Origin of the sequence: Pelagicoccus enzymogenes, assembly GCF_014803405.1 — a bacterium.
GTDB classification, from domain to species: domain Bacteria; phylum Verrucomicrobiota; class Verrucomicrobiia; order Opitutales; family Opitutaceae; genus Pelagicoccus; species Pelagicoccus enzymogenes.
This window is the reverse complement of record NZ_JACYFG010000040.1, coordinates 165,135-188,139: the sequence shown is the minus strand read 5'-3', so window position 1 is coordinate 188,139 and position 23,005 is coordinate 165,135. Positions and strand designations below refer to the sequence as shown.

Below are 23,005 nucleotides of genomic sequence, written 5' to 3'. Positions count from 1 at the left end.
AGGGCCACCCCGGAAGGGTGGCCCTCGTTTGGTTTGTAGTGATAGGTTCGATACTTAGTAGTCGTAGTCCTCGCCTCCGGCGGTGACGGCTTCTTTCTTCTTTTCCGGCGCATCGGTGATCATGCAGTCGGTAGTGAGAAGCAGGCCGGCGATGCTGGCTGCGTTTTGCAGGGCTTGGCGTGTGACCTTGGTGGGATCGACGACGCCAGCTTTCAAGAGGTCCTCGTAGGCGCCAGTGGCCACGTTGTAGCCTTCGTTGCCTTTGCGTTTGAGGACTTCGACGACGACCGAGGCACCCTCGATTCCCGCGTTTTCGCAGAGCTGGCGCAAGGGCGCCTCGATGGCGCGGCGCACGATGCGGGCGCCTTGCTTGAGGTCGCCTTCGTCCATCTTGGCAATTGCTTGGTCGAGCTCTGAGGCGGCTCGTAGCAGGGCCACGCCTCCACCCGGCAGGATGCCTTCGGCGACGGCGGCTCGAGTGGCGTGCAGGGCGTCGTCTACGCGGTCCTTCTTTTCTTTGAGTTCCGGCTCGGTAGCGGCTCCGACGTTGATGACGGCTACGCCTCCCGCGAGCTTGGCGAGGCGTTCCTGCAGCTTTTCGCGGTCGTAGTCGGAGTTGGTTTCCTCGATCTGGCGGCGGATCTGCTTCACGCGGCCTTCGATGTCTGACTTGGAGCCGGCGCCTTCGATGATAGTGGTGTCTTCCTTGGTGATGGTGACGCGTTTGGCGCTTCCGAGGTCGTCGAGTTTGACGCTCTCGAGTTTGATGCCGAGGTCTTCGCTGATGAACTTGGCGCCGGTGAGGGCGGCGATGTCCTGCATCATGGCTTTGCGGCGGTCACCGAAGCCTGGGGCCTTGACGGCAGCCACGTCGAGGGTGCCTCGTATCTTGTTGACCACGAGTGTGGCGAGGGCCTCGCCTTCGATATCTTCGGCGATGACGAGCAGCGGCTTACCTTGCTTGGATACTTCCTGAAGTAGCGGAAGCAAGTCCTTGAGGTTGCTAATTTTCTTCTCGAAGCAGAGGATGTATGGATTTTCCAATACAGCCTCTTGGGCTTCGGCGTCGGTGCAGAAGTAGGGGCTAAGGAAGCCCTTGTCGAACTGCATGCCCTCCACGACGTCGAGCGTGGTTTCCATGGACTTGGCTTCTTCGACGGTGATGGTACCGTCCTTGCCGACTTTGTCCATGGCTTCCGCTATGATGTCGCCGATCTCGCTGTCCCAGTTTGCGGATACGGTGGCGACTTGGCGGATCTCGTCGTTGCCGGAGACTTCCTTGGAAAGTTTGTGCAGGCTCTGTACGAGGGTGTCGGTGGCTTGGTCGATTCCGCGCTTGAGGTAGATCGGGTTCGATCCGGCGGCTACGGACTTGAGACCTTCCTTATAGATGGCGTGAGCGAGCACGGTGGCGGTGGTGGTGCCGTCGCCTGCGGAGTCGGCGGTCTTGGACGCGACTTCGCGAGCCAACTGGGCTCCCATGTTTTCGTAGGGGTCGGAGAGTTCGATCTCCTTGGCTACGGTGACGCCGTCTTTGGTTGACTTGGGGGCGCCATATTTCTTGCCGATGAGAACGTTTCGTCCTTTCGGTCCCATGGTGACCTTGACGGCGTTGGCGAGGGTTTCGACTCCGCGCAGGATTTTCTTGCGGGCCGATTCGTCGAACACGAGTTGCTTCTTGCTCATGCTTTGATTCTCCGGTGATTGGTTTATGATTCGATGATGGCGAGGATGTCGTCTTCTCGGACGAGCTGGTAGTCCTCTCCGTCAAACTTGATGTCGGTGCCGGCGTACTTGCTGAGCAGCACGCGGTCGCCTTCCTTGACGGGCAAGGGGGTGGCCTTTCCGTCCTTTAGCTCGCCGGGGCCTACTGCGATGACCTCGGCCTGCTGGGGCTTTTCCTTGGCGGAATCGGGGATGTAGATGCCGCCCACTTGGGTTTCGTTTTCCTCGATGCGGTGCACGAGGGCGCGCGTGCCGAGCGGTTTGATGTTCGGTTTTGCAACTACGGACATGTCTGTTCTCCTTTTGGATTGTTAAGGTTTTACTGAGGTCCGGTTAGCGGCTCTGGCCGAGCTGGAAACGCTCCAGCGGTCGGATCGTTTGGCCGGATCCTGAAATTTTTCGCGCCCCCATATGCATGGCTCGCGCCGGGGAGCGGGGCGGTGGAGAAGGATTTTCCTAAGTTGCGGAATTTCAAAGATTTGTTGGAGGGCGCTTGGCGTTTGGCGCCTGTTTCGGATGTGTCGTCTGTAGTGCCATCGCTGCGACAGTGAGACAGGTTTTGTCACAGGAGGTGGCTCGCCATGCTACCGCCGTTACGGAATCCAATTGTGGGGAGGCAAGGCGGGGGAGGGGCGGGCGAGGGCAAGGAGCCGGCGTACTCGTTCTCGGGTGAGTGGAAAGCCATTGGTTCGGGCTCTGCGAGGCGAGGCCTGCATGGCCTGGGGGAGAGTCCTAGCCATCTATAGGGGTGGTGTCTTTCCCTTAGATCTTGAGGATGCTGGAAGCTGCAATATGGTTTTTCACAAGGAATTAGTATGTGAGTCAGACTCGTCCGCTTTGCTCGTAAACAGCAGTGGCGGCACTAGGTTTTGCCTTCAGTTCAGGATGGGAAGTTGGTCCGCAAGTGTAGCTCGACGTTACCTGATGAAACTTCGCTTTGCGGGGTTTTGTTTGGGAATGTGCTGCGCGCGTCTCTCGTGGAGCGAAATCGATATCGAAGAGTCCGACTGGTTCACCCTCGACCTCTCCCAGCTGGACGAGCCAACCTTCCAGAGCGTTTCGAGTTCGTTGGCGCCTAGCGACTTGTTTGGAGGGGTTTTGGCCTCGGACGACGACGCGTTCGAGGTAGAGATCGACTTTTCGGATACGGCGCTGGCGGAGGGGAAGGAATACCTCGTCGAAGTGAGAATTGACACGACCAGCACCACGGATTGGCCCGAGCTCAAGGCCGGGGCGGGAATCAATGTCGCTTGGAGGATGGAAGTCGATGAGCTCGGCAAGCGTCTTCTGTTGAGCAATGCGTCCGAAGCCAAGGGGTATACCGTATTGGAAGGTCAGGTCGTCTGGGACGAGGAAGCTGTTTCGTTCCCTTTGCGCGATTGGCCGGCGGCGGATTACGAGTACCGTTTGCTTGAAGTTGGGAGCGAGGATGGGGAGAGCGTCTCGTCCGGCGCTTTCAGGTTGTCGAAGCTCGTCCGGAGAAGCGATAGCGCGGTGGAGGGGAGGCCCTTGCTGCTGCTCCATGGGCAAGGCGGCAACGCGAGCTTTTTCGCGGACGCGAACTGGGCGGATTCCGATCTGGACGATGACTTTGACGATTCCAATTATCTTGGGGGGCGCCTCGCCCTCGCTCGGCCGACCTACACGCTGGAGGTTCCTAACTTGGTCGATCTGCGGTCGATGGCTGAGTTGTTCGAACAGGCGGCTAACATCCTGGCGAATGCGCACGATGATACCAAGGTGGATGTTCTAACGCACGGCATGGGAGGTGTCGCGGTCCGTTACTACCAGTACTACAGAACTGCCGGGGTCTATGACTTGGTGGGGCGTTTCGTTTCCTTGGGCGCCCCCATGGAAGGGAGTCTTGCGGACGGTATATTTTACGAGGAGCAATGGCCGGTAGAAGGCGACTTGGCGCGCAGCAGAGGTGTGGGGGAGCGTTTGCGAGCCCTTCGAGCGATGGGAATGAGCGAGTACGTTCTAGGGTTCGATCCGCTATTTGTTTCCGAGATGATTGACCCTCAGGGATTCGTTGAAGCGACGGGAAAGGTTGCCTGGGAAAACGAGGACCTTCAAGTGGTCCAGGACCCGGACTACTTGGCGGTGTTGGGCTACAGCCCTTGGCTCGTGGAATCTGATCTGAGTGGATTGGAAGCAGCGGTGAGCGACGTTTGGAAGAAGCAGTTGCTTTCCGATGCCTTGAACTCCCAGTTGGCTGACATCGAGGCTCTCCGCTTCCAGGAGGATTCGGATGGTTTGGCGACTTGGGCTTCGAGCGGGAAAAGTCCGATCGATACCGAACGCAATCTCTACGTGAGGGCGAACCACGTCAGTTACAATCGAATGGCCAACCCGGATTTGGATTCGATGTTGGATAGCATTGAGACCTTTCTCTCGGTGGGGTCTTTGTCGCCGAGCTCTGTCTATCGTTACGCTCCGCTCGAAGACGACTACGATTTTCGAATCGAGGGGAGAGGCCTCTCGCAGATTCGGATTCTGGACGAGCAAGGAAGTGGGATTGCGGGAGCCTTCGTTGGGCTGAGGACCGCGGGCGACGAAACGATACGGGTGGTGAGTTCCTTGAGCGATCGCTCGGGGCAACTTTACCTGCCGTCCACGTTGACAGCCCTGTCGGGAACGCAGCTTTGGGTTTACGCCCTTGGCTACGAGGAGACGAGCTTGGATGAGCCAGGCGTGGCGCGGGTTGTTCTGTCTTCAGACGAAGCCAACTTGGGTGCGAGGAACGCTAGCGTACTGGTGGATGGAGGGGCGGCGACAAGTGTCGCGAGCGAGCTGTGGCTCGACATCTCGGTGGAGAACGCCGACGAAATGAGAATCGGGGAAGACGGGGTTTGGGGCGATTGGATGGCGGCGACTCGGAGCGTATCGCATCCGTTGGTCGATCAGGCGGAAGGAGAAAAACGGATCCAGGTCGAATTTCGCAACCAGTCCGGCCAAGTGGGGGCCGTTGCGGTGGACAAGATTCTCTACGGGCCTGCGACGGGAGGGGAAGTGGTGCTGGAGGACATGGTGGGTGGGGCCGCTGTGCTCTTCAACGGAGAGTTCATTCCCAACGCGACGCCGCATATTTTGCGAAGACTGCCTGCGGGGGAGTATTCGCTTTCTGTTTTCCGTCCAGGCACTGTTTACGAGAATCCCTCTCGCAAAGTAACGATCGAAGAAGGCGGTAGGGTCTCCTTGGGATTCGTCCCGGCCAGCGTCAGCACGGTAGGAGGGTACGCATCGTGGCTGTCCCAGCACTTGACTGCGGAGCAGCTCCTGAAGGCCTTTTACGCGAGCCAGGAAGCGGACCCCGATGGCGACGGATTGACGAATCGCGCCGAGTACATGGCTTTGACGGATCCCATGGACTGGAATTCCAAGCTGTCGTTGCGATGGATGGATACGAAGGGGGCGGAGTTGTCCTACGGACCCATCGAGCCGGGAGTGCGCTCTTTTTTGACCTACAGCGCCGACCTTGAGTCTTGGTTGCCGGTTCCGGCGGCTCGCATCTCGCAATCGGGAAGCGATTACACGGCCGACTTGAGTGGCTTTTCGGAAAAGGCCTTCTATCGAGTGCAGGTAGATCGAGAGCTTCCCGACAACTTGCCGGCAGGCTTTCAACGCATCGAAGCGGGGACCTTTGCCATGGGGTCGAGCGTCATGGAGCGAGATCGCAGCGACACGGAGACAACGCATAACGTGACCCTGACCCAGTCGTTTCGCATGGACTCGAAGGAGACTACCAACGCCTCGCTGGTGGAAGTGTTCAATTGGGCGATTGGCAACGGCTTCGCTAAGCTAGGCGTCACTCAGCTCACCTTGAACGGCACCGTATTGCTCGACTTGGGGATCAATGTAGATCGGCTGCTGGTTTCCGGCGAAGAGCTGGGAGTGCAGGAAGGCTTCGACGAGCATCCGGCGGTGGGCGTGACCTGGCATGGCGCGGTTGCCTACGCGCATTTTCGCAGCCTGAAAGAAGGGCGTAAATCGGGCTTGAGGCTCGTCGACTGGAGCTATGACTTCGCGTCTTCCGGATACCGATTGCCCACGGAGTCTGAGTGGGAGTATGCGTGTCGGGCAGGTACGGAAACGGCGTTCAGCTCAGGGGACAACACCGCGAGCGATTGTAGTCTGGACCTCGCTTTGGATGAGGTGGGCTGGTACTGCCGCAACAGCGGGGGAGACACTCGCAAGGGAGGGCTGAAGGCCCCGAACGCATGGGGCTTGTACGACATGCACGGCAACGTTTCGGAGTGGTGTTGGGATCCCTACGTCTTGGACTGGGGCAGCGGTGGGCTTCTGAATCCGATCGCTTCCAGTATTTGCGATGAAAGGGTGGCTCGCGGAGGTGACTTCGCGTCGGAGGTACAGCGTTGCCGGTCCGCCTACCGCGCTCCGGTTGATTTTGATGAAGCGAAGCGAACGACGGGATTTCGCTTGGTCCTGATAGAAGCAGCGGAGGGTGATAACTGAGACGCTGAAGGAGGCACTTTAATGAAGCGAAAGACGACTAGCCTTTGGAAGAGCTTAATGTTGGGGGGATCTCTGCTCGCCTTCGGCGGAGCTGCGTTGCCGGTGGACTCGTGGGCAGCTCCAACGATCTCCAACGTGGTGGCCGAGCAGAGGCCTGGCACGGGCGTTGTAGATATCAGTTATGACTTGGATCACACCGCAGGGCTTGCATCGAGCGTTTCTCTGGAAGCCAGCTTGGATGGCGTGAATTGGCAGGCGGTCTCGGTCGCGGCGGGCGACATTGGCAAGTTTGTGCGGGTCGGCCCGGGCAAGACTATATTGTGGAACGCGGGGGCGGAGTGGACTTTGGATGTGTTTCCTCAGGTCAAAATTCGCCTTACAGCGGACGATGCCCACAGGGTAGGTGGCGAGTTTTTCATGCCGTCCCACTATTACAAGTTCGATGGCGACGCGTCCGATTACGAGGGGGATGTAGATGGCGTGGTCGGCGAAGCTGTGAACCCCAGCGCGGAGGCTGTCGTTGGCCAGGCCCTGCGATTCAACGGGAGCGATGGCGAAGTGGCTTTTGGACCATCCAGCGAATTGCTGGGCAGCTCGCTTTTTTCCATCAGTTTTTGGTTCAACGCTAACGAGGTGGACGATCGGGTGATCTTGTCGAACGTGACGGGAGAAAGCTACCAGGTGGGCGATTTCGAATTGCGGGTCAGGGATGCAACGGGCGATGAGCTTGGTTATGGGGCGGGAACGCTTTACATGGGCGGCAAGGATAGCGAAGGGAAAGCGATACGTAACGCTTTTGACGCGAAACTAGAGGCGGACCGCTGGCATCACATCGCCTTGGTCGTGGACACCTCAGAAACGGTGGGAGCTTCGGCCCGTCTGTGGGTAGATGGATCCGAAGTCACCGAGGTCGATGCCTACTCGGGCGAGGGGCTGACCAATCGTTGGTCGGGCGCCGTAGGTGGAGGATCTCAAGTCCTCAAGGCGGGCGTGGGCTTCGGCGCTGGCGCTTTTTCAGGGGAATTGGACGAGCTCAGGATTTACGGTCGAGCCCTGGAGGCCGCTGAGGCGGTCGTTTTGGGCAACGCAGATGCCCGCTACGAATTGGTCCCGGCCGGTTCTTTCACGATGGGTTCGCCGACCAGCGAGCTCGGACGGGGATCCGACGAGGTGCAGCGTCGGGTGAGCCTGACTCAGTTCTTTTTCATGGGCCGCACCGAGGTGACGAACGCCCAGATGGCGGACGTTTTGAATTGGGCCTACGGGGAGGGGCTGATCGAGGTGACCGCGGATGCGGTCATGAATGCGGAAGGGCGTTCCGAGGTTTTGCTCAAACGAGACCAAAACCAGATCGTATTTGTGGAATCCGACGCATTCTCGCACTTTGCGGTGAAAGAAGGGAGGGAGAATTATCCCTGCTTTGAGGTGAGCTGGTATGGCGCCTTAGCCTATTGCAATTACTTGACGCGCAAGGAGGGTGTCCTCACCCAGGCGGTCGACCTTTGGGAGTGGACGATCGACCAGCAGGCCACCGGCTACCGTCTGCCGACGGAGGCGGAGTGGGAGTTCGCCTGTCGGGCGGAATCTGTTTCGGCCTTCTACAATGGCTCGATTTCTCGTCCGGTCGGGCCCGAGGTGGATCCCGTGCTCAACCGGGTTGGCTTTTACGACCTGAACTCGGCCAACGAAGAGTATCCGATCTTCGCGGGAAAAGGAACCCATCCGGTCGGATTGAAAGATCCAAACGCGCATGGACTGTTCGACTTGCACGGAAACGTGCGGGAATGGTGTTCCGATTGGTACGAGACCGACTGCGGCGGCGACGCCATGAATCCTGCGGGGCCTCGAACGGGCACGGCCCGCGTGATCAGGGGGGGCGCCTGGAATTCCCAAGCGCAGGACTGCCGTTCGGCGAACCGCTCTTCCAGCCCTCCCGATTTCGCTGGGGAAGGAATTGGATTTCGCGTGGTGCGCCGACAATAGTTTCGCTCGTTTGCAGGCCCCGACGGCTGCCGTATTGCCCCCTGGGTTCGCCTTGCGGATCAATTAGGGTATTTGCATTAATTTAAGTGATCTTTCGAGGGAGCTTCTATTAGAAGGGCTTTAGGGTTTTTACCCTTTTTCCTGCCCCTAGGGGTCAGGTAACCCTATTGCTAGTCCTATTGCCCTGAGAGGGGATGGGGGGAAAGCTCATATCGGTCTCGATTTGTCAAAAACCATTGAAAATTGGGGTCCTCAGCTGGTTTAATCTACGTAGGATTCCAATCGATGTTCGCCTTTTGAGCGAAAGCACCGATCTGACGGCAGCGTGCAAGATCTCCCGCCAGAAAGGCAGAAAGGCAGGCCTTCCATTGGGATTTTAGAATTCAACGGCATTAAATTTGCTGAACGGCCCCGACTAGGCGAGGGGCTGCTCGACGCAGCAAATTGACCTTTTCCAACTCCTCCTCTGTGATGTCCTCTCCAACCAAGTCAGCTTCGAAACTAGTCCGACCAGCGGCTCTCCTGCTGGCAACTCTGACTTGTGGGACACTGGAGCTTGCGGCTGAGCAGTTATTTAAGAGATGGGGCGTCCAGCAGGAAACCCAGCTGGGCTTGGGCTTCGACGAAAACATCGACGGCAGCGCGGAGGCGACTCGCGACGACTACTATGCTTTGGCCTCGCACTCGGTGTCGGTTTCGCGTCTCAACAGCCTCACGGATTTGGTGTTCAGCGGCAACTTGGCTCGTACCCAGTTTTTTTCCGAAGGCGATTCGGACTACACGGATGGCGGAGTGGCGGTGAACGCGGTTTACCCTAACGACAGGGAAGGTTCCGCTTTCTGGAAGGCGGACGCGTTTTGGAACCGCAATACGCGGGAAAGCATCGAGACGGGGCAGCGCATCCAGCCGACGATATACGGGGTTCGAGCATCGGGTGATTTCCTATTCTCCGCAAAGACTGGGATGACGGGCGCTATCCTGGCCAACAAGGTGGACCGTTCGAACGACGGGTTGGACGTCTCGCAAACCTTGGCCTTGAGAGGCGGCTACAGCGGTTCGTGGGGCGTTGAACGACGTTGGGCTCTGGAATACGGCTTGCGTTCTCTCGATTCGGATTCCGGCTCCGAGTCGACGCAGCATCTCTTGGTGTTCAGGGGAAGGGGAAAGCTCAGCGAGAAGCTCAATGGTGACTTTTATGCTGGCGTGCGGCATTCGGAATTTACGGGTCTGATCGACTTCGAGGACACGGGACCTGTGTTCAATGCGGATGTGACGTGGACAGCGTCTCCGCTGACCAAGGCGAAAATTGGATTGCGGAACGAATACGGTTTTTCGGCCAATGGCTCGGCGTCCAAGCTGCAGTCACTCGATATTGAATACCGGAAAGAACTGGGAGACGGATTCCGTTTCATCGGATACGTCGAACGCGGGATTGTAGACTTTGAACTGCTGGATGGGGAAACGCGGGACGACAGCTTTTTGCGCTTTAGGGGCGCTCTGGAGTACGCGTTTACGAAGCGGTTCTTTACCCGGCTGACAGCCGAACTCTACCAAAGCAATTCTGACGTGGAGCGATTCGATGTAGATCGCACCTTCTATAACTTGGTGAGTGGCTGGAGATATTAGCGGAAAGGGAAGCGATGACGTTGAAAAGCAATCACATTAAGAAAGCGCTGCATTGGCTTCGGATTTTTGGAGGGTTGGCGATCGTGTTTGCAGCCACCATGGCGAGAGGAAACGGGGAAGTCACTCAACTGAACGACTACGAAATCGCTCCTTTGGATTTGGTAACTTTTCAAATCTACGACGAGCCAGATACGCGGCTGGTCCAGCGCGTCTCCGCAAGTGGGGAATTGAGGTTACCGTTAATCGGCATCGTGAACGTCGCCGGGCTCACCCTACGCGATGCGGAGCAAAAGCTGGTCAAGATGTATGTCGAGCAGGAGTTCTATATCAACCCGCAGGTGCTTTTGGCGATGCAGGAGTATTCGCAACGAAGCGTCTCCGTATTGGGGCAAGTGAACCGGCCCGAACAGATCTTATTTCCGCTAGAAGCCAAGTCTATGAATCTGGTGCAGGCGATCACGGAGGCGGGTGGCTTTACCCGGCTTGCGAAAATCGACGCGATTCAAGTGACGCGGCAAGACACGCAGGGGGCTGAGGAGCGTATAACCGTAAATTTAGAAGCATATTTCGAATCAAAACGCAAAAACGCCGAAGCGAAGGCATTCGCCTTGCTACCCGGAGACATCGTTTTCGTTCCCGAACGCACGTTCTAAAATGTCACAGATATGTCACTGTTTATAGAGTAAAATGTATTGATAAAGAGAGCGAAGTAGATCGCTCCTTTACGAGAGCTTACGACCGAATCCAATCAACCAATTAACCGCCATGAAAAATGACCCACTACCCGTTGCGCGAAGAAAAAGGTATCCCATTTCCTGGATGTTCATTGGCGATTGCTTTGTGGTGGCGCTCTGCATGTTTATTGCCTATTACTTGCGTTATATATTGAATATTGGCGTTGTGGAAGGTGGAGACCGTCCGCCTGTCCTGGCTTACCTGCTGCACTATTCGGCCGGCTTTTTTCTCTTCTTCTTGCTCGCTTGGAATTTGGATCTCTATGACTCGAACGTGGCGCAGTCCTTGGAGCGCTCCTTGTCCCGTTTGATCAAGGTTTCGCTGTTTTGGGCAGTCATGTTCCTTGGCTTGTCGCTGATTTTGAAGCTGTCGCCGCCCGTTTCTCGTCTCTTCGTGGGATACACCTGCGGCCTGATGTGCGTATTATTGCCATTGTGGCGAATTTTGCGGGTCAAAATGGTGCAGGGCGTATGGGGAGGCAGAAGGTATGTCCGAAAAATCTTGGTAGTTGGCTGTCCTGATCGAAATCAAGCGTTTGTGGGTAAGCTCGCAACGAGCCTCAACGAGCCTTGCGAGGTGGTCGGAGTCGTGGCCGATGGAAAGAAAATCGGTGCGAAGTGGTTTAACCTGACGGTCCTGGGCCATTTAGATTCATTGGAATCGGTGCTCGAGCGTTATGCCGTCGACGACGTTGTAGTGGCTGACAGTGAGATGGGAGCCAAGGCGACGTTGAATATCGCCAAGGTGTGTGAGCGTCACTTTGTGGAATTCAATTTGGTTCCAAACCAGTTTGACATCTTCACCCAGTGTTTAGGGCTCAAGATGCTTGGGCGACAACCGGTTTTGGGTGTTTCGGAGCTGCCGCAGAACAACATGTTCAGCAGTTTGCTCAAACGGATGCTCGATATTGTGGGAGCGATCGTAGGCTTGGCGATTACGGTTCCGATTTTTCCGATCGTCTACTTTCTTATTCGCCGGGAAAGTCCGGGACCGGTCATTTACAGGCAGATACGGACAGGTGTGGGTGGCAAACCATTCACTATATACAAGTTTCGCTCGATGAAGCTTTCTTCGGAAGCTGACGGAAAAGCCCGTTGGTGCAGCGAGAACGATGGTCGGCGGTTGAAAATCGGAGCGTTTCTCAGGAAATGGAATATCGATGAACTGCCTCAGTTTTGGAATGTGCTCAAGGGTGACATGAGCTTGGTTGGGCCACGCCCTGAACGTCCAGAGCTGATTCGCGGATTTTTGGACGAAATTCCGCACTATCAAAGTCGTCACTCTGTACGGCCAGGCATGACGGGCTGGGCTCAGGTAAATGGATTGCGCGGAAATACGAGCTTAGAAGACCGTATCAAGCACGATCTGCAGTACATTGAAAACTGGTCCATCTGGCTGGATATCGTCATCCAGTTTAGGACCTTGTTCCAATACAAGAACGCGTACTAGCGCGTGAAAATTTGAGGATGTTTACATGAATGAATCAAAGAAAATAAAGTATTTATTTATAATAGCAGCTGTAGTGGTTGTTGTTGTTGGCGTGATAAAATCGAGCGGTTCGGTGTAGCGATTGCTGAGGGGGTGTTGCGAACTGCATTATAGGAGGAGTTTCATTAGGTAGCTCGAGGCGAACTGCGTCTGGGGATCTGGGGAAACGGGACATGAACGGGAGCGAATTAAATGGCGGATAAAGATAACGAACCAACATCGTCGAACTCATTCCGCCGGAATGGGAGGCGGAATGTATTTAGCGGCGCGAATGATGGGGGACGGCATGATTATCCGGCGTCGCACCTGCCATCGACTGCGAACTACAGCTACAATTCGCAGAAAAGCGGACCTGCCCATGACATGACCATTGCGGAGGTTATAGGACGCCTCCGGGCGCTGTTAATGATTATCCGCAAGCGTTGGGTTTCCGCATTTCTGGCAGCCGCCTTGGTGGGGGGGACGCTTTATTTCTTTTTTGGCAGAACGGTTCCGGAATACACCGCGGTTTCCACCATGCTTGCCCAAAGTCCTCTGGACGAACTGCTTAAGATTAATGGAAATGAAAGTGTTAGAAAGGATGTGCAGGAAAATTTTCTGCATAACCATCTATCGGTCATGCAAAGTCGCCGCTTCAGCGTGGCGATATCCAAGGCCATTACGGATGAGGAAAAGCAACGCATTGCAGCGCCTCTTCTTAACGACGGAGAGACCCTGACCGAGGACCGTTTTATCAATATGATCGCCAGTCGATCGGGAGCGGAGCGGCAAAGGGATCGCGAGTTTTTCACTTTGCGCTACACCCACCGAGATCCGGAGGTTGCAGTCTTGGTCGCCAACCGGATGACGGCGACCTACCTTGAGCTGGTTCAGGACGAAATCAAGGAGACAAACAAGTCGGTTGCCCAGATATTAAATATACAGTCGAAGCAACTGCAGGACGAGATTACTCAGCTTGAAGAGAGCCAACGAGAATTTAGGGATCAACACAATATTTCTTCCATGGAGGAGGAGGACAGCTTTCATGCCTTGAGGCTTGAGCGTTTAAATAAATCCCTTACGGAGACACGTATTCGCAAGTTTGATCTGGAATCCAAGTTAAAAGAAGCGAAACGGGACTTGGCGGTAGACGGGCAACCCTTCGAAAATTTATATTTAGCGAACTTCGCGAACAACCAAGCGCTGCGGCAATCGCTTGACGCGTTGAATGCGGAACGCTCTGTGCTCGCTCTCAAGTATGGTCGTATGCACCCGAAGATGCTCGAAATCGATGGCAAGATAAAGGGCGTCAATCAGAATATAAGCCGCAATTTTGAATTGGGTTATCGCGATATAGAGAGCCAATTTTTGAACCTTGTGGCCATGGAGCAACGTCTCGACCGAGAGTTCAATGATGTATTCAAGAAGGGGATCGAAATGGGGCGTTTGTCAGCTCAGCTGCTCCTCATCGACAGTGAAATCGAAGCGAAGCGCGAAGCCCTGAAGGAACTGCAAAGGCGAGCCAATCAGGCAGAGGTCGTGAGCAACTTGCCCAAGGATGTGATGAGAGTCATCGATCCGGCCTTTATCGTGCGGCCCAAACTCTCGAAGGAGAAGGTGACGCTCATGATCATAGGCTGTCTCGCTTTCGGGGCTTTTGTTACCATGCCGCTCTCCCTGCACTTGTTTGACCAGCGGATCAAGGTGGCGACGGATATTGAGCAAGAGCTCGGCAAGCCGCTGGTGGGCGGGGTTCCCCGCATTTCCCGACTGAAGGCCCGCGACAAGGCTCGAATCGTTTCCGACGATTTGGGAATGACTTACGTGGAGCCGTTCATGGCTCTGATCGCTCAGGTGGAGTTGATGTCGAGGCAGTCTGGGTGCAAGTCGTTTGTGATTGCGAGCGCGGTGAAGGCGGAAGGCAAGTCCACGATATCAACGAATCTCGCCGACGGTTTTGTCCGTCTGGGCAGGAAAACGTTGTTGATCGATTGTGACCTGAGGAAGCCTGGGCTGCAGCAATTCCATTCCGTCGAAAAAGAGAAAGGCTTGATTTGGTGGGGAGAAGCCGGTTGTCCGATGGAAAACGTATTGGATGACTCCTCTCCGCTGGGCATTCACCAGTTGGATAGTGGAACCTATATGTTGCCAGCTGGTGGAGTTTCGAAGCATCCGTCCCAATTGCTGGTTTCTGACGCGTTCGATAAGCTGTTCGAAGTGTTGAGCGAAGCGTTTGATGTCATCTTGGTGGATACTCCTCCCGTGGGGCTCTACCCTGACGCCCAGCTTCTTGCCAAGTACGTGGGCGAAACGCTTTTTGTGGCCCGCGAGTCTTGCGCTCCCGTTGCTCAGATCAGGCGCGTCATCATGGATATAGAAAACACGGCCGCCCCTGTGCTTGGTATTATATTGAACTGTTACTCGCCCGGTAGCTTCAATCCGCGTCTGGCCTACCGTTCGAATTACGAAAAATATGAATTCGATAAGCGCAAGAAGGCTCGCGAGAAGGAATTAACGAGAGCGAAAAAGGGCGGTAACTCGCTCGTCAGTAAACTGATGGCTGACAAGGAGAACCGAAGGTAGCCTCCCTTGCCGCGTTTCCCGGGACGCGGCCTTTAACGCGATGAAAAACTTCAATACTTCAGATTTTGGTAGCTGTCCCTTGGACGGCGAATCTGCGTTTGTATCGAAGGAGGGGAATGATATACTGGGGCGCTTGCTTTGGATTGTCGGTGGCGATGAGGGCTACGGCTTTCGCAGGGCGCATTTGGGGTTCGCGAGCGACCTTCGCAGTCGCGGGATAGAGATTGGCTTTGTCATTCGTGAGCAAGGAACCTTTGCGGATGAGCTGGAGGCCGCGGGTTACTCCGTTTTCTTTCTCAGCGACCGCAACAAGGACAGGGGCATTCGCGGCAGGGGCGTTTCCTATCTCTTCGGTTGCATTGAAAGTGTTCGAGACTCGTTGGTTCACAAAAAGGAGATCGCGTCTGCGATTCGCGCCTTCGAGACGGACTGGGTTCACGTGTCGATCAACTCCGGTATCTTGAAGGCGGGTCTTGCGGCAAGGTCGGCTCAGGTCCCCGTATTTTGGCATATTCACAACACCATCAATTCCAAGCTGCCCTTTGGGCTCCAATCGCTGGCCTACCGTTCGATCTGTCGTGTCTTGAGTATAAAACCGTTGGCCAATAGTCGGCATACGGCTGACTCGCTGGGCGGAGGAAATGGGTTTTGCGGGGTGCTTTATCCGGGAACCGACGAGAAATGGTTTTCGCCCTCGGCTCCGTTTGAGGCGCTGGATAAGGAAAGCGTTGGTTTGCCCCAGGACCTTCCTGTTTTTCTCGTGGCGGCCAGACTTGTGAAAGCAAAGGCGCAGCACCTGGTGGTCGAAGCCTTTCTGGAGCTTATAGAAGAGGGATTGGAGGTCGCGCTGATTCTAGCGGGAGGGCCGTTGGACTCCGATTACGCAAAAGAGCTGCAGGACAAGGTGGATGCAGCTGGGGTGACGCATCTGGTTCGGTTTTTGGGGCAAGTGGATGACACCCGCCCTTACCTGCGTTTGGCGGACGTGGTGATTAACAGTCGATTGAACGCCGAGCCGTTTGGTCTCTCTGTAATTGAGGCCCAGTTCCTGGAGCGCCCGGTTCTCGCTTACGCTTTAGGCGGTCCTTCGGAAACGGTGTTGGATGGCGAAACGGGCTGGCTGATCGAAGAGCCGACCAAAGACTGTTTCAAGAGAGGAGTCAGGCGTGCTCTGGAAGAACGCGACTCGTGGGGGGCCATGGGTGTCAGGGCGCGCGAGAGAGCGGTTCCCTTGTTTTCCTTGGGAGCGTCTTCGGACAATTACTTGAAACGAGTCGATCAAGCAAGGGGGAGCTTGGCCTAAGAGCTTCGCTAGAGCTCTCGCGAAAGCCCGGATACAGATGACGTTTTTGATCGATAGAATTTTTGCGCGTGTAGCGCCCCGGCATGGATTGGGGGCAGCCTTGCTGGTTGCCTGCATTTTTTCCGTCGCCGCTTCGCCAGCGGCAACGATTTCAATTCTTTCGCCCAACCCTGACTCGGTTTTCGTGGAAGGGGAGTCGATCAGGTTTCGTAGCCATATGCTCCCTTCCGCGGATGAGACTGCTGGTTATGAATACGTTTGGAGGTCCGACATCGATGGCGTTCTGGGGGATTTCATTGACGAGTGGCATACATCGGATCTTTCCGTGGGCTACCACACCATCAGCCTGATTGCCTACCAGAACGGCGAAACCGTGGCCACAGCTCGAATCAACTTGAGCATTCTTTCCAACATAGAACCCTATGTTTCCGTATCGATCAGCGAAGGAAACGGTCAGTACGTTTTGGGCGACCTCGTTTCGTTTGAGGCGGAGGCGATTGATTCGGAGGATGGCGACGTAACCGACCGGATCCAATGGAGTTCCAATCTGGATGGGCCGCTCGAAGGAAAGGGGCGTTACCTTTCGCTCGACAGTCTCTCGGCGGGCTTGCATCGCGTCCGCGCGAGCTCCACGGACTCTCGCGGGGCAGTCGGATATGGTGAGGTTGAGGTTTTCGTGGAAACGCCGCGGAGGACCTTCGTCTCGGAGGACTTCTCTCGGGAGAAGCTGGATCTCGATCTGTGGAAATTTCGGGATCCTGTTGGCGATGCGGGGTACGCCCTGGAAGGGGGCGTGCTGAAGATGACCGTGCCTCCGGGGCGCGACCATGACATATGGGTGGGCGGGAACCGAGCCCCAAGGGTCAGTCAGAGGATTTTGAATACGCCCTTTGGATTGCAAGCCAAGTTCGCTTCGACGCCAACGGAGCGTTTCCAAAGCCAAGGTTTGTTCGTAGAGCAGGATTCCAGAAATTTCATCCGCTACGATTTTTACTCAAATGGAACCGGCCTTTTCGTGTTTTGCGCCTCCTTTACGAATGGTAAGCCCAAAACCTTGTTCAACTCGAAGATTAGCCCTTCGGACCAATATTATTTGCGCATAGATCGTAGCGAATCGAAGCTCGTTTTCTACTATTCGTTCGATGGGCAGCGCTGGACCGAAGCTGGAGCTCTCGACCGAAACATGGACGTTGTAGAGGTGGGCGTGTACGCAGGCAATGCGTCAGCGGCTCGGTCGGATGCGCCTGGCTTTACGGCGGTAGTCGATTATGTGTTCAATGTGGAGAGTCCTATTTTCCCTGAAGATAGCGGCGGCCCCGACAGTTTGCCGCATGTCGTAGCAAGCCGAATCGGGAATTCGGGTCCTGTGGTGATAGGGCATTCGCTTCGACTTTCCGGAAGCGCTGTGGACGTGGAGGAAGGTTTGCTCGACGACGAGTTGGTTTGGATGTCCTCTTTGGATGGTGAGTTGAGCGTAACGGGCCCGACCGTCGAAATCATGGGCCTCTCGGAGGGGACGCACGAGATTTACGCGCTTTGCCGTGGGGTGGAGTCAGAGCGATTGTCGGTGGAAGTGGGCCCTGACCGGGCTCCCCAAGTGGTCATCGAAGAGCGGCAAGGTTTGGGCGCGGAAGGCAAGGTCGAAGGGCGGTACCTGCAAGCGTTCGTCACGGATGATGTAGACGAGGGGTTGGGCGCCGATGTGATTTGGGAATCCAGCTTGGCAGGCTTCTTTTCAGCCAAAGGAGGGGTTCTAGACTTACGCGGAATGAGTCCCGGCCTGCATCATATTCAAGCCTCGGTTAAAGATTCGGTAGGCAACTGGGGCTCTGGAAAGGCCAAGGTTTTGATACTGAGCGAGAGCGAGAAATTCGTATCGGATCGATTCAAGGAGGCTTCCTTCGACGAAAAGGTTTGGATGCAAATCGACCCGCTTGGAGACAGCCACTTCGCTTGCGAAGATGGGGCTCTTTCGATTTTCGTTCCGAGCGGCTCTAGCCACGATGTTTGGGAAAACGGAAATTTGGCACCTCGCCTGATGCAGCGGGTGCGTGACGAGGATTTTTCCCTGCAAGTCAAATTCGATGCCTTGCCAAGCAAGCAGTTCCAGAGCCAAGGGATTATATTGGAGGAGGATGCCGATAACTTTATCCGCTATGACTACTATTCGAATGGCAGGGATTTGTATGTTTTTTGCGCGGTCTTTGTGGATGGAGATCCCAAGGTTGTCTTCAACGAAACGGCTCGGGGTTCGGATTCGCTCCATCTAAAGGTCGTTCGAGCTGGAAGCTCCTATCGTTTTCACAGCTCGCCCGACGGCGAGGATTGGCTCCTGAATGGCACTCTGGAGAATGACATGGATTTGGAGATGGCGGGGGTTTTCGCTGGCAATGCGAAGGATGCTGCCTCGCCGGCCTTTATCGCAAAGGTGGACCACGTACTCTACGAAGCAAGCGATGCGAACGATTTGCTCGCTGCGACGGCTGAGGAAGAAGACGAGAGCGTGGTGAATTCGGGGAGGCGGTCGGCCCCATTTTAGCATGCGCTTTTTTAAGCAGCTTGGAGTCGCGTTAATAATGAAAACTAGATAGATTGATGGCTAATAACATAATTACCTTTAGTGCCCTGATTCGTGGGATTATATATAACAATGCGACGGCGATTAAGAGTTTCTTTCATCGACCGACGAGGCAGAGCTACCTCGAGTCCGTAAGAACTTATCAGGACATTTACCTTCGGGAGCCGCATCTGCGTCGCGTTAGCGCCGCGGAGCTGATCGACGAATCTGAGGCGATAGAGCTGACCCGCTGTATTCGCAACGAGTGGCAAACGACGCTTGTTGAGTTGGCGGTGATCGTTGGATTTGTTAAGAAGCGAGCTCCGAAGTCGGTATTCGAGATCGGCACGTTCGACGGGAGGACGACTTTGGCGATGCACTTGAATAGTCCCGACTCCCAGATTCATACCATCGATCTACCTGGTGGCACGGAAAACTCTCCGGGGGGGAACGAGCCCGGATACTTATTCCACGACCGTCAGCTGGACGGTAAAATAAAGCAGCTCTACGGAAACACGCTGACCTTCGACTTTTCGCCGTGGTGGGGCACCCAGGACTTCGTCTTTGTGGACGCCGGGCATAGCTACGAAAACGCCTTGGCCGACTCGAAGACGGCCCTGTACCTGATCGAGGGGCGGGAAGGAGCTATTCTTTGGCATGACTATGCGGTGATGCCAGGGGTGACCAAGGCGGTCGAAGAGGTCATGGGACATGTAGAAAGCCCCGTCGAATTCCTCTGGATCGAGGGAACTTCGCTTGCCCTTCTGATTTGCAATTCGGGCTCCCCTTTGCGGCTTGATAGCGAGTATTCCCGGACTTCTCTTCCGGAGGAGGCCCTGCCGGCCGCGGTGGAGAAAACGGTCTAACATTGCGTATCCAAATCGCTGTTACATGAAATCGAACTTTAAAACGACTCAAGGATGAACGCCAGGGAAAACGCGCCGCGCGTCAGTTTGGGAATGCCCGTTTACAACGGGGCGAATTTTGTAAGGGAAGCGATCGCTTCCTTGCTTGAGCAAACGTTTCGGGACTTCGAGCTCATCATAGTCGACAATGCTTCGACGGACGATACGGAAGCGATCTGCCGCGGCTTTGCCGAAGCCGATGAACGGATTCGTTTTTATAGGAACAGCGAGAACATTGGGGCGGGGAAGAATTTCAATCTAGCGGTGACCTACGCCCGCGGGGAGTACTTCAAATGGGCTGCCCATGACGATCTTTGCCATCCGCGATTCCTCGAGGAGTGCGTCGAGGTGATGGATCGCAATCCCGACGCGGCATTGGCTTATCCCAAGTCGAGAATTATCGACGCGGCTTCTAATTTCGTCGATAGCCCGTACGTCGTTTCCGAAGGGACGAACGACGAGGATCCGGTTGTAAGGTTCAAGGGACTGGTGAAGCCTCATGTGTGTTATCAGGTTTTCGGTTTGATGCGCTTGTCGATCCTGAGGCAAACGCCGCTGATCGGTCTCTACGCTCGGGGGGACGAGATTCTCATGTGCTGGCTAGGCTTGCGCGGCCGCTTCGTGCCGATCGACGAGTTCTTGTTCTATCCGCGCAAGCATGAAGCCCAGTCGATGTCGTTCCTCGGAAACCGGAAGAGGACGTCGGCGGACTTCGTCGCTTACAGCGTCTGGTTTGATCCCAATTGGCGAAACCGTCTGGTCTTCCCTTGGTGGAGGAGTCTGCGCGAGTTGATTTGGTGCGTGCTGAAGGCGCCGATTTCCATCGGCGGGAAGATTCGTTGCCAGCTGGTGGTGTTGCGTTGGGCGATTTCCCGGAAGCGTTCCCTATTGCGGGACGTGGTCTTGCAGATGAAGGTCTTGGCCGCCTCGTTTGCTCCAGCTAGGGAGCGTTCGGACAAGAGCCCGAGTTGAAACCTTGGATGAAGAGTCGAGCTAGGGTTGCCTCATGGGGCGAGTTGATATGAGGCGTCGAGATGCGAAGGCGGATTTGCTCTTTGAGACGAAGCACCTCGAAGATGATTTGAAGAAAAAGGCGGTTCGCGGTGGGTCGTTTACGGCGAGTTCCCAAGCGATCAATATGCTCTTGCGGCTCCTTTCGACCGCGGTCCTCGCCAGGTTGCTGACGCCCGAAGACTACGGACTTATCGGAATGACTTTGGTGGTGACTGGCCTTGCTCGGGTGTTGGGGGACGGCGGGGGATTCCTCTACGCTACTTTGCAGAAGAAGACGCTGAGCCACGAGGAGGTTTCCTTGCTGTTCTGGGTCAACCTGGCGATCGGTTTAACGGTGGCCATTGCATTGATCGTGGTTTCGCCCGTCATTTCCATGGTTTTCGACGAGTCGCGACTGACCCCATTGCTGTGCCTGCTTTCGTTGTCGTTCTTTTTTGGTGGGCTATCCGTGCAGCACAAGGCCTTGCTGCGGCGCCAAATGATGTTCGGCAAGATTTCGGTTGTCGATATCGGCTCAACCTGCGTGGGCCTAGGAATCGGAATCGGCATGGCGTATCAAGGATTTGGATATTGGTCGTTGGCGGGAATGGAAATCGGTATCGCCTTGAGCAGTACCTTGTTGACTTGGGCGTTCATGCGTTGGGTGCCATCGCGGCCAAGGCGCGTCGAGGGCATGGACTCCACCTGGAAGTTCGGCGGCAACATATTCCTTTTCAACTTGGTGAACTACTTTACGCGCAATGCGGATAACGCCTTGATCGGTTGGTATTGGGGAGCCAGCGCCTTGGGTCTGTATTCTCGGGCCTACAGCCTTCTTATGCTGCCGATTCGCAATATGAACGCGCCGTTTTCCGCGGTAGCAATTCCCACTTTGTCGAGGGCGGCAGCAAACCCTGCCAAGTTGAAGAGGTTCTTTCTCGGAGCGGTTTCAATGGTATCCGCTTTGTCGATACCAGTTGTTGTGGGGGCGACGGCTTTTGCGGAGGACCTCGTTCTTTTATGGTTGGGCGAGAACTGGATGGCGACTGCCGACATTTTCAGGATACTCTCCATACCGGCTTTCCTGTTCGGGGCCACTCAGCCTTTGGCTTGGTTGTTCGTGGTTATGGATCGAACGAGCGTGATGCGGAACATCGGCTTCGTGGCGGCCCCTGTGAATGTCGCTGCATTTGCCATTGGATTGCCGTATGGACCGGAAGGGGTCGCGATTGGCTATACGATCAGTTCGTGCCTTATGTTTTTCCCTCTAGCCCTTCTGGCCTTGAAGGGTTCAGGCGTCAGCCTCTGGGAGGTGCTTAAGAGCTGGAAGGAGCCTTTGGTTTCATCGGTTCCGGGCGTCCTTCTGGGGTACCTGATAAAAGAATGGGGAGGGGGCAGTAATCCAATTGTGATGGCATTCCTGTCGCTCGGTGTGTTCGCGTTGAGCTATGTGTTGGTGATGACATTATTTTTCGGATGGGTCGATCGGGTGAAGTCATGGTATTCGCTTAAGCAAGGGAAAGGCGAAGGAGTTGAAACGAATCAAAGTCGGGTATCGGTATGAGTGAATCTGTTTGTAGTGACGTGGATCGGGAGCAGCAGAAGGTTGTAGATCCGAACTTTTTAGTGATCGGCGCTCAGAAGGGCGGCACGAGCTGGTTGGCGAACATGGTCAAGCAACATCCGGACGTTTTTGCTCCGGAGGTTAAGGAGCAGCACTTCTTCAACTTGCGTGAAAATTACGATCGAGGAATCGAATGGTACCGTTCGAAATTCGAGGGTCGGCGAAATCAGAAGGCGGTCGGCGAATTCACTCCGAATTACTTGTGGATCTGTCCCAACCAGCAGGAGATCGATGATATAGGCGTGATCCCCAACATTCCGGAAATCGTTCATCAGCACTATCCGGACCTGAAGCTGATCGTTAGCCTTCGCAATCCTGTGGATCGAGCGGTGTCCGCCTATTACCACTTTATTCGTACCCGAAAAATCCCGCCGACCAGCAAGATTCTGGAGATAGGCCATACCAACGGGATTATCACGATGGGCGACTACAAGGAGCATTTGTTACGCTGGCTCGAGTATTACCCGATAGAGCGTTTTCACTTCATTATCTACGAGGAGGATATCGCGCGCAATAAGAGCGAATGCCTGCGAAGGGTTTTTCGGTTCCTGGAGATCGACGAGACCTTCGAGCCAGCGAATCAAAAGTCCAAGGTCAACGCCCGCCTGGGGCATCTCTACATGTGGATCTATTATTATGCTCCCTTGTTCGCTCGAGGGCTTTTCAAGCTGTTGCCCTTTTTGCGTCCGGTGAACTTTCCGAAGATCACGGTTTCGGAATCGGAAATCGCCCAGCTGAAGGCTCGCTATCAAGAAACGAACAAGGGCCTCGCCGAGCTGATTGGTCGCCCCTTGCCGTGGTAGTGGTCGAGGACCGCCCGGAGGCGGGTGAAGTGCTTCAAAGGCGCCTCTTTTAAATCAATTTGTTGCCAAAAGTTTTCTTGAATAAAGCAACCCTCGTAGGGGCTTGGCTCAGATCTACTCACTGTGTCATAGGGGCCCCCCCCATAAGGGTCTGGAGGATGAGTTATTCATTGAACGAAGGGCGATTTTTATATGTTTTTTATAGGTGCCGAGCGGCCAGTGGCG

The 23,005-nt window shown here is 55.3% G+C and carries 14 protein-coding genes; 12 read left to right on the top strand and 2 right to left on the bottom strand.

The window, feature by feature from the left end:
- Window positions 1–54: 54 nt before the first annotated feature.
- Complete coding sequence (gene groL, locus IEN85_RS17040) at window positions 55–1,686, bottom strand: chaperonin GroEL (RefSeq protein WP_191618310.1); 1,632 nt, start codon at window positions 1,684–1,686, stop codon at window positions 55–57.
- 23 nt (window positions 1,687–1,709) lie between these two features.
- Window positions 1,710–2,015: a co-chaperone GroES gene (locus IEN85_RS17035; RefSeq protein WP_191618309.1), complete on the bottom strand. Its 306-nt coding sequence runs from the start codon at window positions 2,013–2,015 to the stop codon at window positions 1,710–1,712.
- Window positions 2,016–2,649: 634 nt separating this feature from the next.
- Here IEN85_RS17035 and IEN85_RS17030 point away from each other — a divergent pair.
- The 12 genes from IEN85_RS17030 to IEN85_RS16975 all read left to right on the top strand — a co-directional run bounded on the left by IEN85_RS17030 (window position 2,650) and on the right by IEN85_RS16975 (window position 22,780).
- Window positions 2,650–6,201, top strand: coding sequence for an SUMF1/EgtB/PvdO family nonheme iron enzyme (locus IEN85_RS17030; RefSeq protein WP_191618308.1), 3,552 nt, complete (start codon window positions 2,650–2,652; stop codon window positions 6,199–6,201).
- Window positions 6,202–6,222: 21 nt separating this feature from the next.
- Complete coding sequence (locus IEN85_RS17025) at window positions 6,223–8,184, top strand: SUMF1/EgtB/PvdO family nonheme iron enzyme (protein WP_191618307.1); 1,962 nt, start codon at window positions 6,223–6,225, stop codon at window positions 8,182–8,184.
- A 471-nt stretch (window positions 8,185–8,655) separates the two neighbouring features.
- Complete coding sequence (locus IEN85_RS17020) at window positions 8,656–9,810, top strand: outer membrane beta-barrel protein (protein WP_191618306.1); 1,155 nt, start codon at window positions 8,656–8,658, stop codon at window positions 9,808–9,810.
- Window positions 9,811–9,908: 98 nt separating this feature from the next.
- Window positions 9,909–10,463, top strand: coding sequence for a polysaccharide biosynthesis/export family protein (locus IEN85_RS17015; RefSeq protein WP_191618305.1), 555 nt, complete (start codon window positions 9,909–9,911; stop codon window positions 10,461–10,463).
- 112 nt (window positions 10,464–10,575) lie between these two features.
- On the top strand, window positions 10,576–11,994 hold the full coding sequence (locus tag IEN85_RS17010) for a sugar transferase (protein WP_191618304.1): 1,419 nt from the start codon (window positions 10,576–10,578) through the stop codon (window positions 11,992–11,994).
- 444 nt (window positions 11,995–12,438) lie between these two features.
- A complete protein-coding gene (locus IEN85_RS17005) occupies window positions 12,439–14,595 on the top strand; it encodes a GumC family protein (RefSeq protein WP_191618303.1) in 2,157 nt (718 codons plus the stop codon).
- A 40-nt stretch (window positions 14,596–14,635) separates the two neighbouring features.
- A complete protein-coding gene (locus IEN85_RS17000; RefSeq protein ID WP_191618302.1) occupies window positions 14,636–15,898 on the top strand; it encodes a glycosyltransferase family 4 protein in 1,263 nt (420 codons plus the stop codon).
- Between the two features lie 217 nt (window positions 15,899–16,115).
- Window positions 16,116–18,437, top strand: coding sequence for a DUF1349 domain-containing protein (locus IEN85_RS16995; protein ID WP_191618301.1), 2,322 nt, complete (start codon window positions 16,116–16,118; stop codon window positions 18,435–18,437).
- Between the two features lie 56 nt (window positions 18,438–18,493).
- The gene (locus tag IEN85_RS16990; RefSeq protein ID WP_191618300.1) at window positions 18,494–19,321 is read left to right on the top strand and encodes a class I SAM-dependent methyltransferase; all 828 of its coding nucleotides are present in this window, start codon (window positions 18,494–18,496) and stop codon (window positions 19,319–19,321) included.
- A gap of 54 nt (window positions 19,322–19,375) precedes the next feature.
- Window positions 19,376–20,332, top strand: coding sequence for a glycosyltransferase family 2 protein (locus tag IEN85_RS16985; protein ID WP_191618299.1), 957 nt, complete (start codon window positions 19,376–19,378; stop codon window positions 20,330–20,332).
- 34 nt (window positions 20,333–20,366) lie between these two features.
- Window positions 20,367–21,917: a lipopolysaccharide biosynthesis protein gene (locus tag IEN85_RS16980; protein ID WP_191618298.1), complete on the top strand. Its 1,551-nt coding sequence runs from the start codon at window positions 20,367–20,369 to the stop codon at window positions 21,915–21,917.
- The gene (locus IEN85_RS16975; RefSeq protein ID WP_191618297.1) at window positions 21,914–22,780 is read left to right on the top strand and encodes a sulfotransferase domain-containing protein; all 867 of its coding nucleotides are present in this window, start codon (window positions 21,914–21,916) and stop codon (window positions 22,778–22,780) included. Before IEN85_RS16980 ends, IEN85_RS16975 begins: the two co-directional genes overlap by 4 nt.
- Window positions 22,781–23,005 lie beyond the last annotated feature (225 nt).

Bases quoted from the DNA above. Each gene is read 5' to 3' on its own strand.
- groL (WP_191618310.1), bottom strand. From the start codon at position 1,686: ATGAGCAAGAAGCAACTCGTGTTCGACGAATCGGCCCGCAAGAAAATC.
- IEN85_RS17035 (WP_191618309.1), bottom strand. From the start codon at position 2,015: ATGTCCGTAGTTGCAAAACCGAACATCAAACCGCTCGGCACGCGCGCC.
- IEN85_RS17030 (WP_191618308.1), top strand. From the start codon at position 2,650: ATGAAACTTCGCTTTGCGGGGTTTTGTTTGGGAATGTGCTGCGCGCGT.
- IEN85_RS17025 (WP_191618307.1), top strand. From the start codon at position 6,223: ATGAAGCGAAAGACGACTAGCCTTTGGAAGAGCTTAATGTTGGGGGGA.
- IEN85_RS17020 (WP_191618306.1), top strand. From the start codon at position 8,656: ATGTCCTCTCCAACCAAGTCAGCTTCGAAACTAGTCCGACCAGCGGCT.
- IEN85_RS17015 (WP_191618305.1), top strand. From the start codon at position 9,909: ATGGCGAGAGGAAACGGGGAAGTCACTCAACTGAACGACTACGAAATC.
- IEN85_RS17010 (WP_191618304.1), top strand. From the start codon at position 10,576: ATGAAAAATGACCCACTACCCGTTGCGCGAAGAAAAAGGTATCCCATT.
- IEN85_RS17005 (WP_191618303.1), top strand. From the start codon at position 12,439: ATGATTATCCGCAAGCGTTGGGTTTCCGCATTTCTGGCAGCCGCCTTG.
- IEN85_RS17000 (WP_191618302.1), top strand. From the start codon at position 14,636: ATGAAAAACTTCAATACTTCAGATTTTGGTAGCTGTCCCTTGGACGGC.
- IEN85_RS16995 (WP_191618301.1), top strand. From the start codon at position 16,116: ATGCTCCCTTCCGCGGATGAGACTGCTGGTTATGAATACGTTTGGAGG.
- IEN85_RS16990 (WP_191618300.1), top strand. From the start codon at position 18,494: ATGGCTAATAACATAATTACCTTTAGTGCCCTGATTCGTGGGATTATA.
- IEN85_RS16985 (WP_191618299.1), top strand. From the start codon at position 19,376: ATGAACGCCAGGGAAAACGCGCCGCGCGTCAGTTTGGGAATGCCCGTT.
- IEN85_RS16980 (WP_191618298.1), top strand. From the start codon at position 20,367: ATGGGGCGAGTTGATATGAGGCGTCGAGATGCGAAGGCGGATTTGCTC.
- IEN85_RS16975 (WP_191618297.1), top strand. From the start codon at position 21,914: ATGAGTGAATCTGTTTGTAGTGACGTGGATCGGGAGCAGCAGAAGGTT.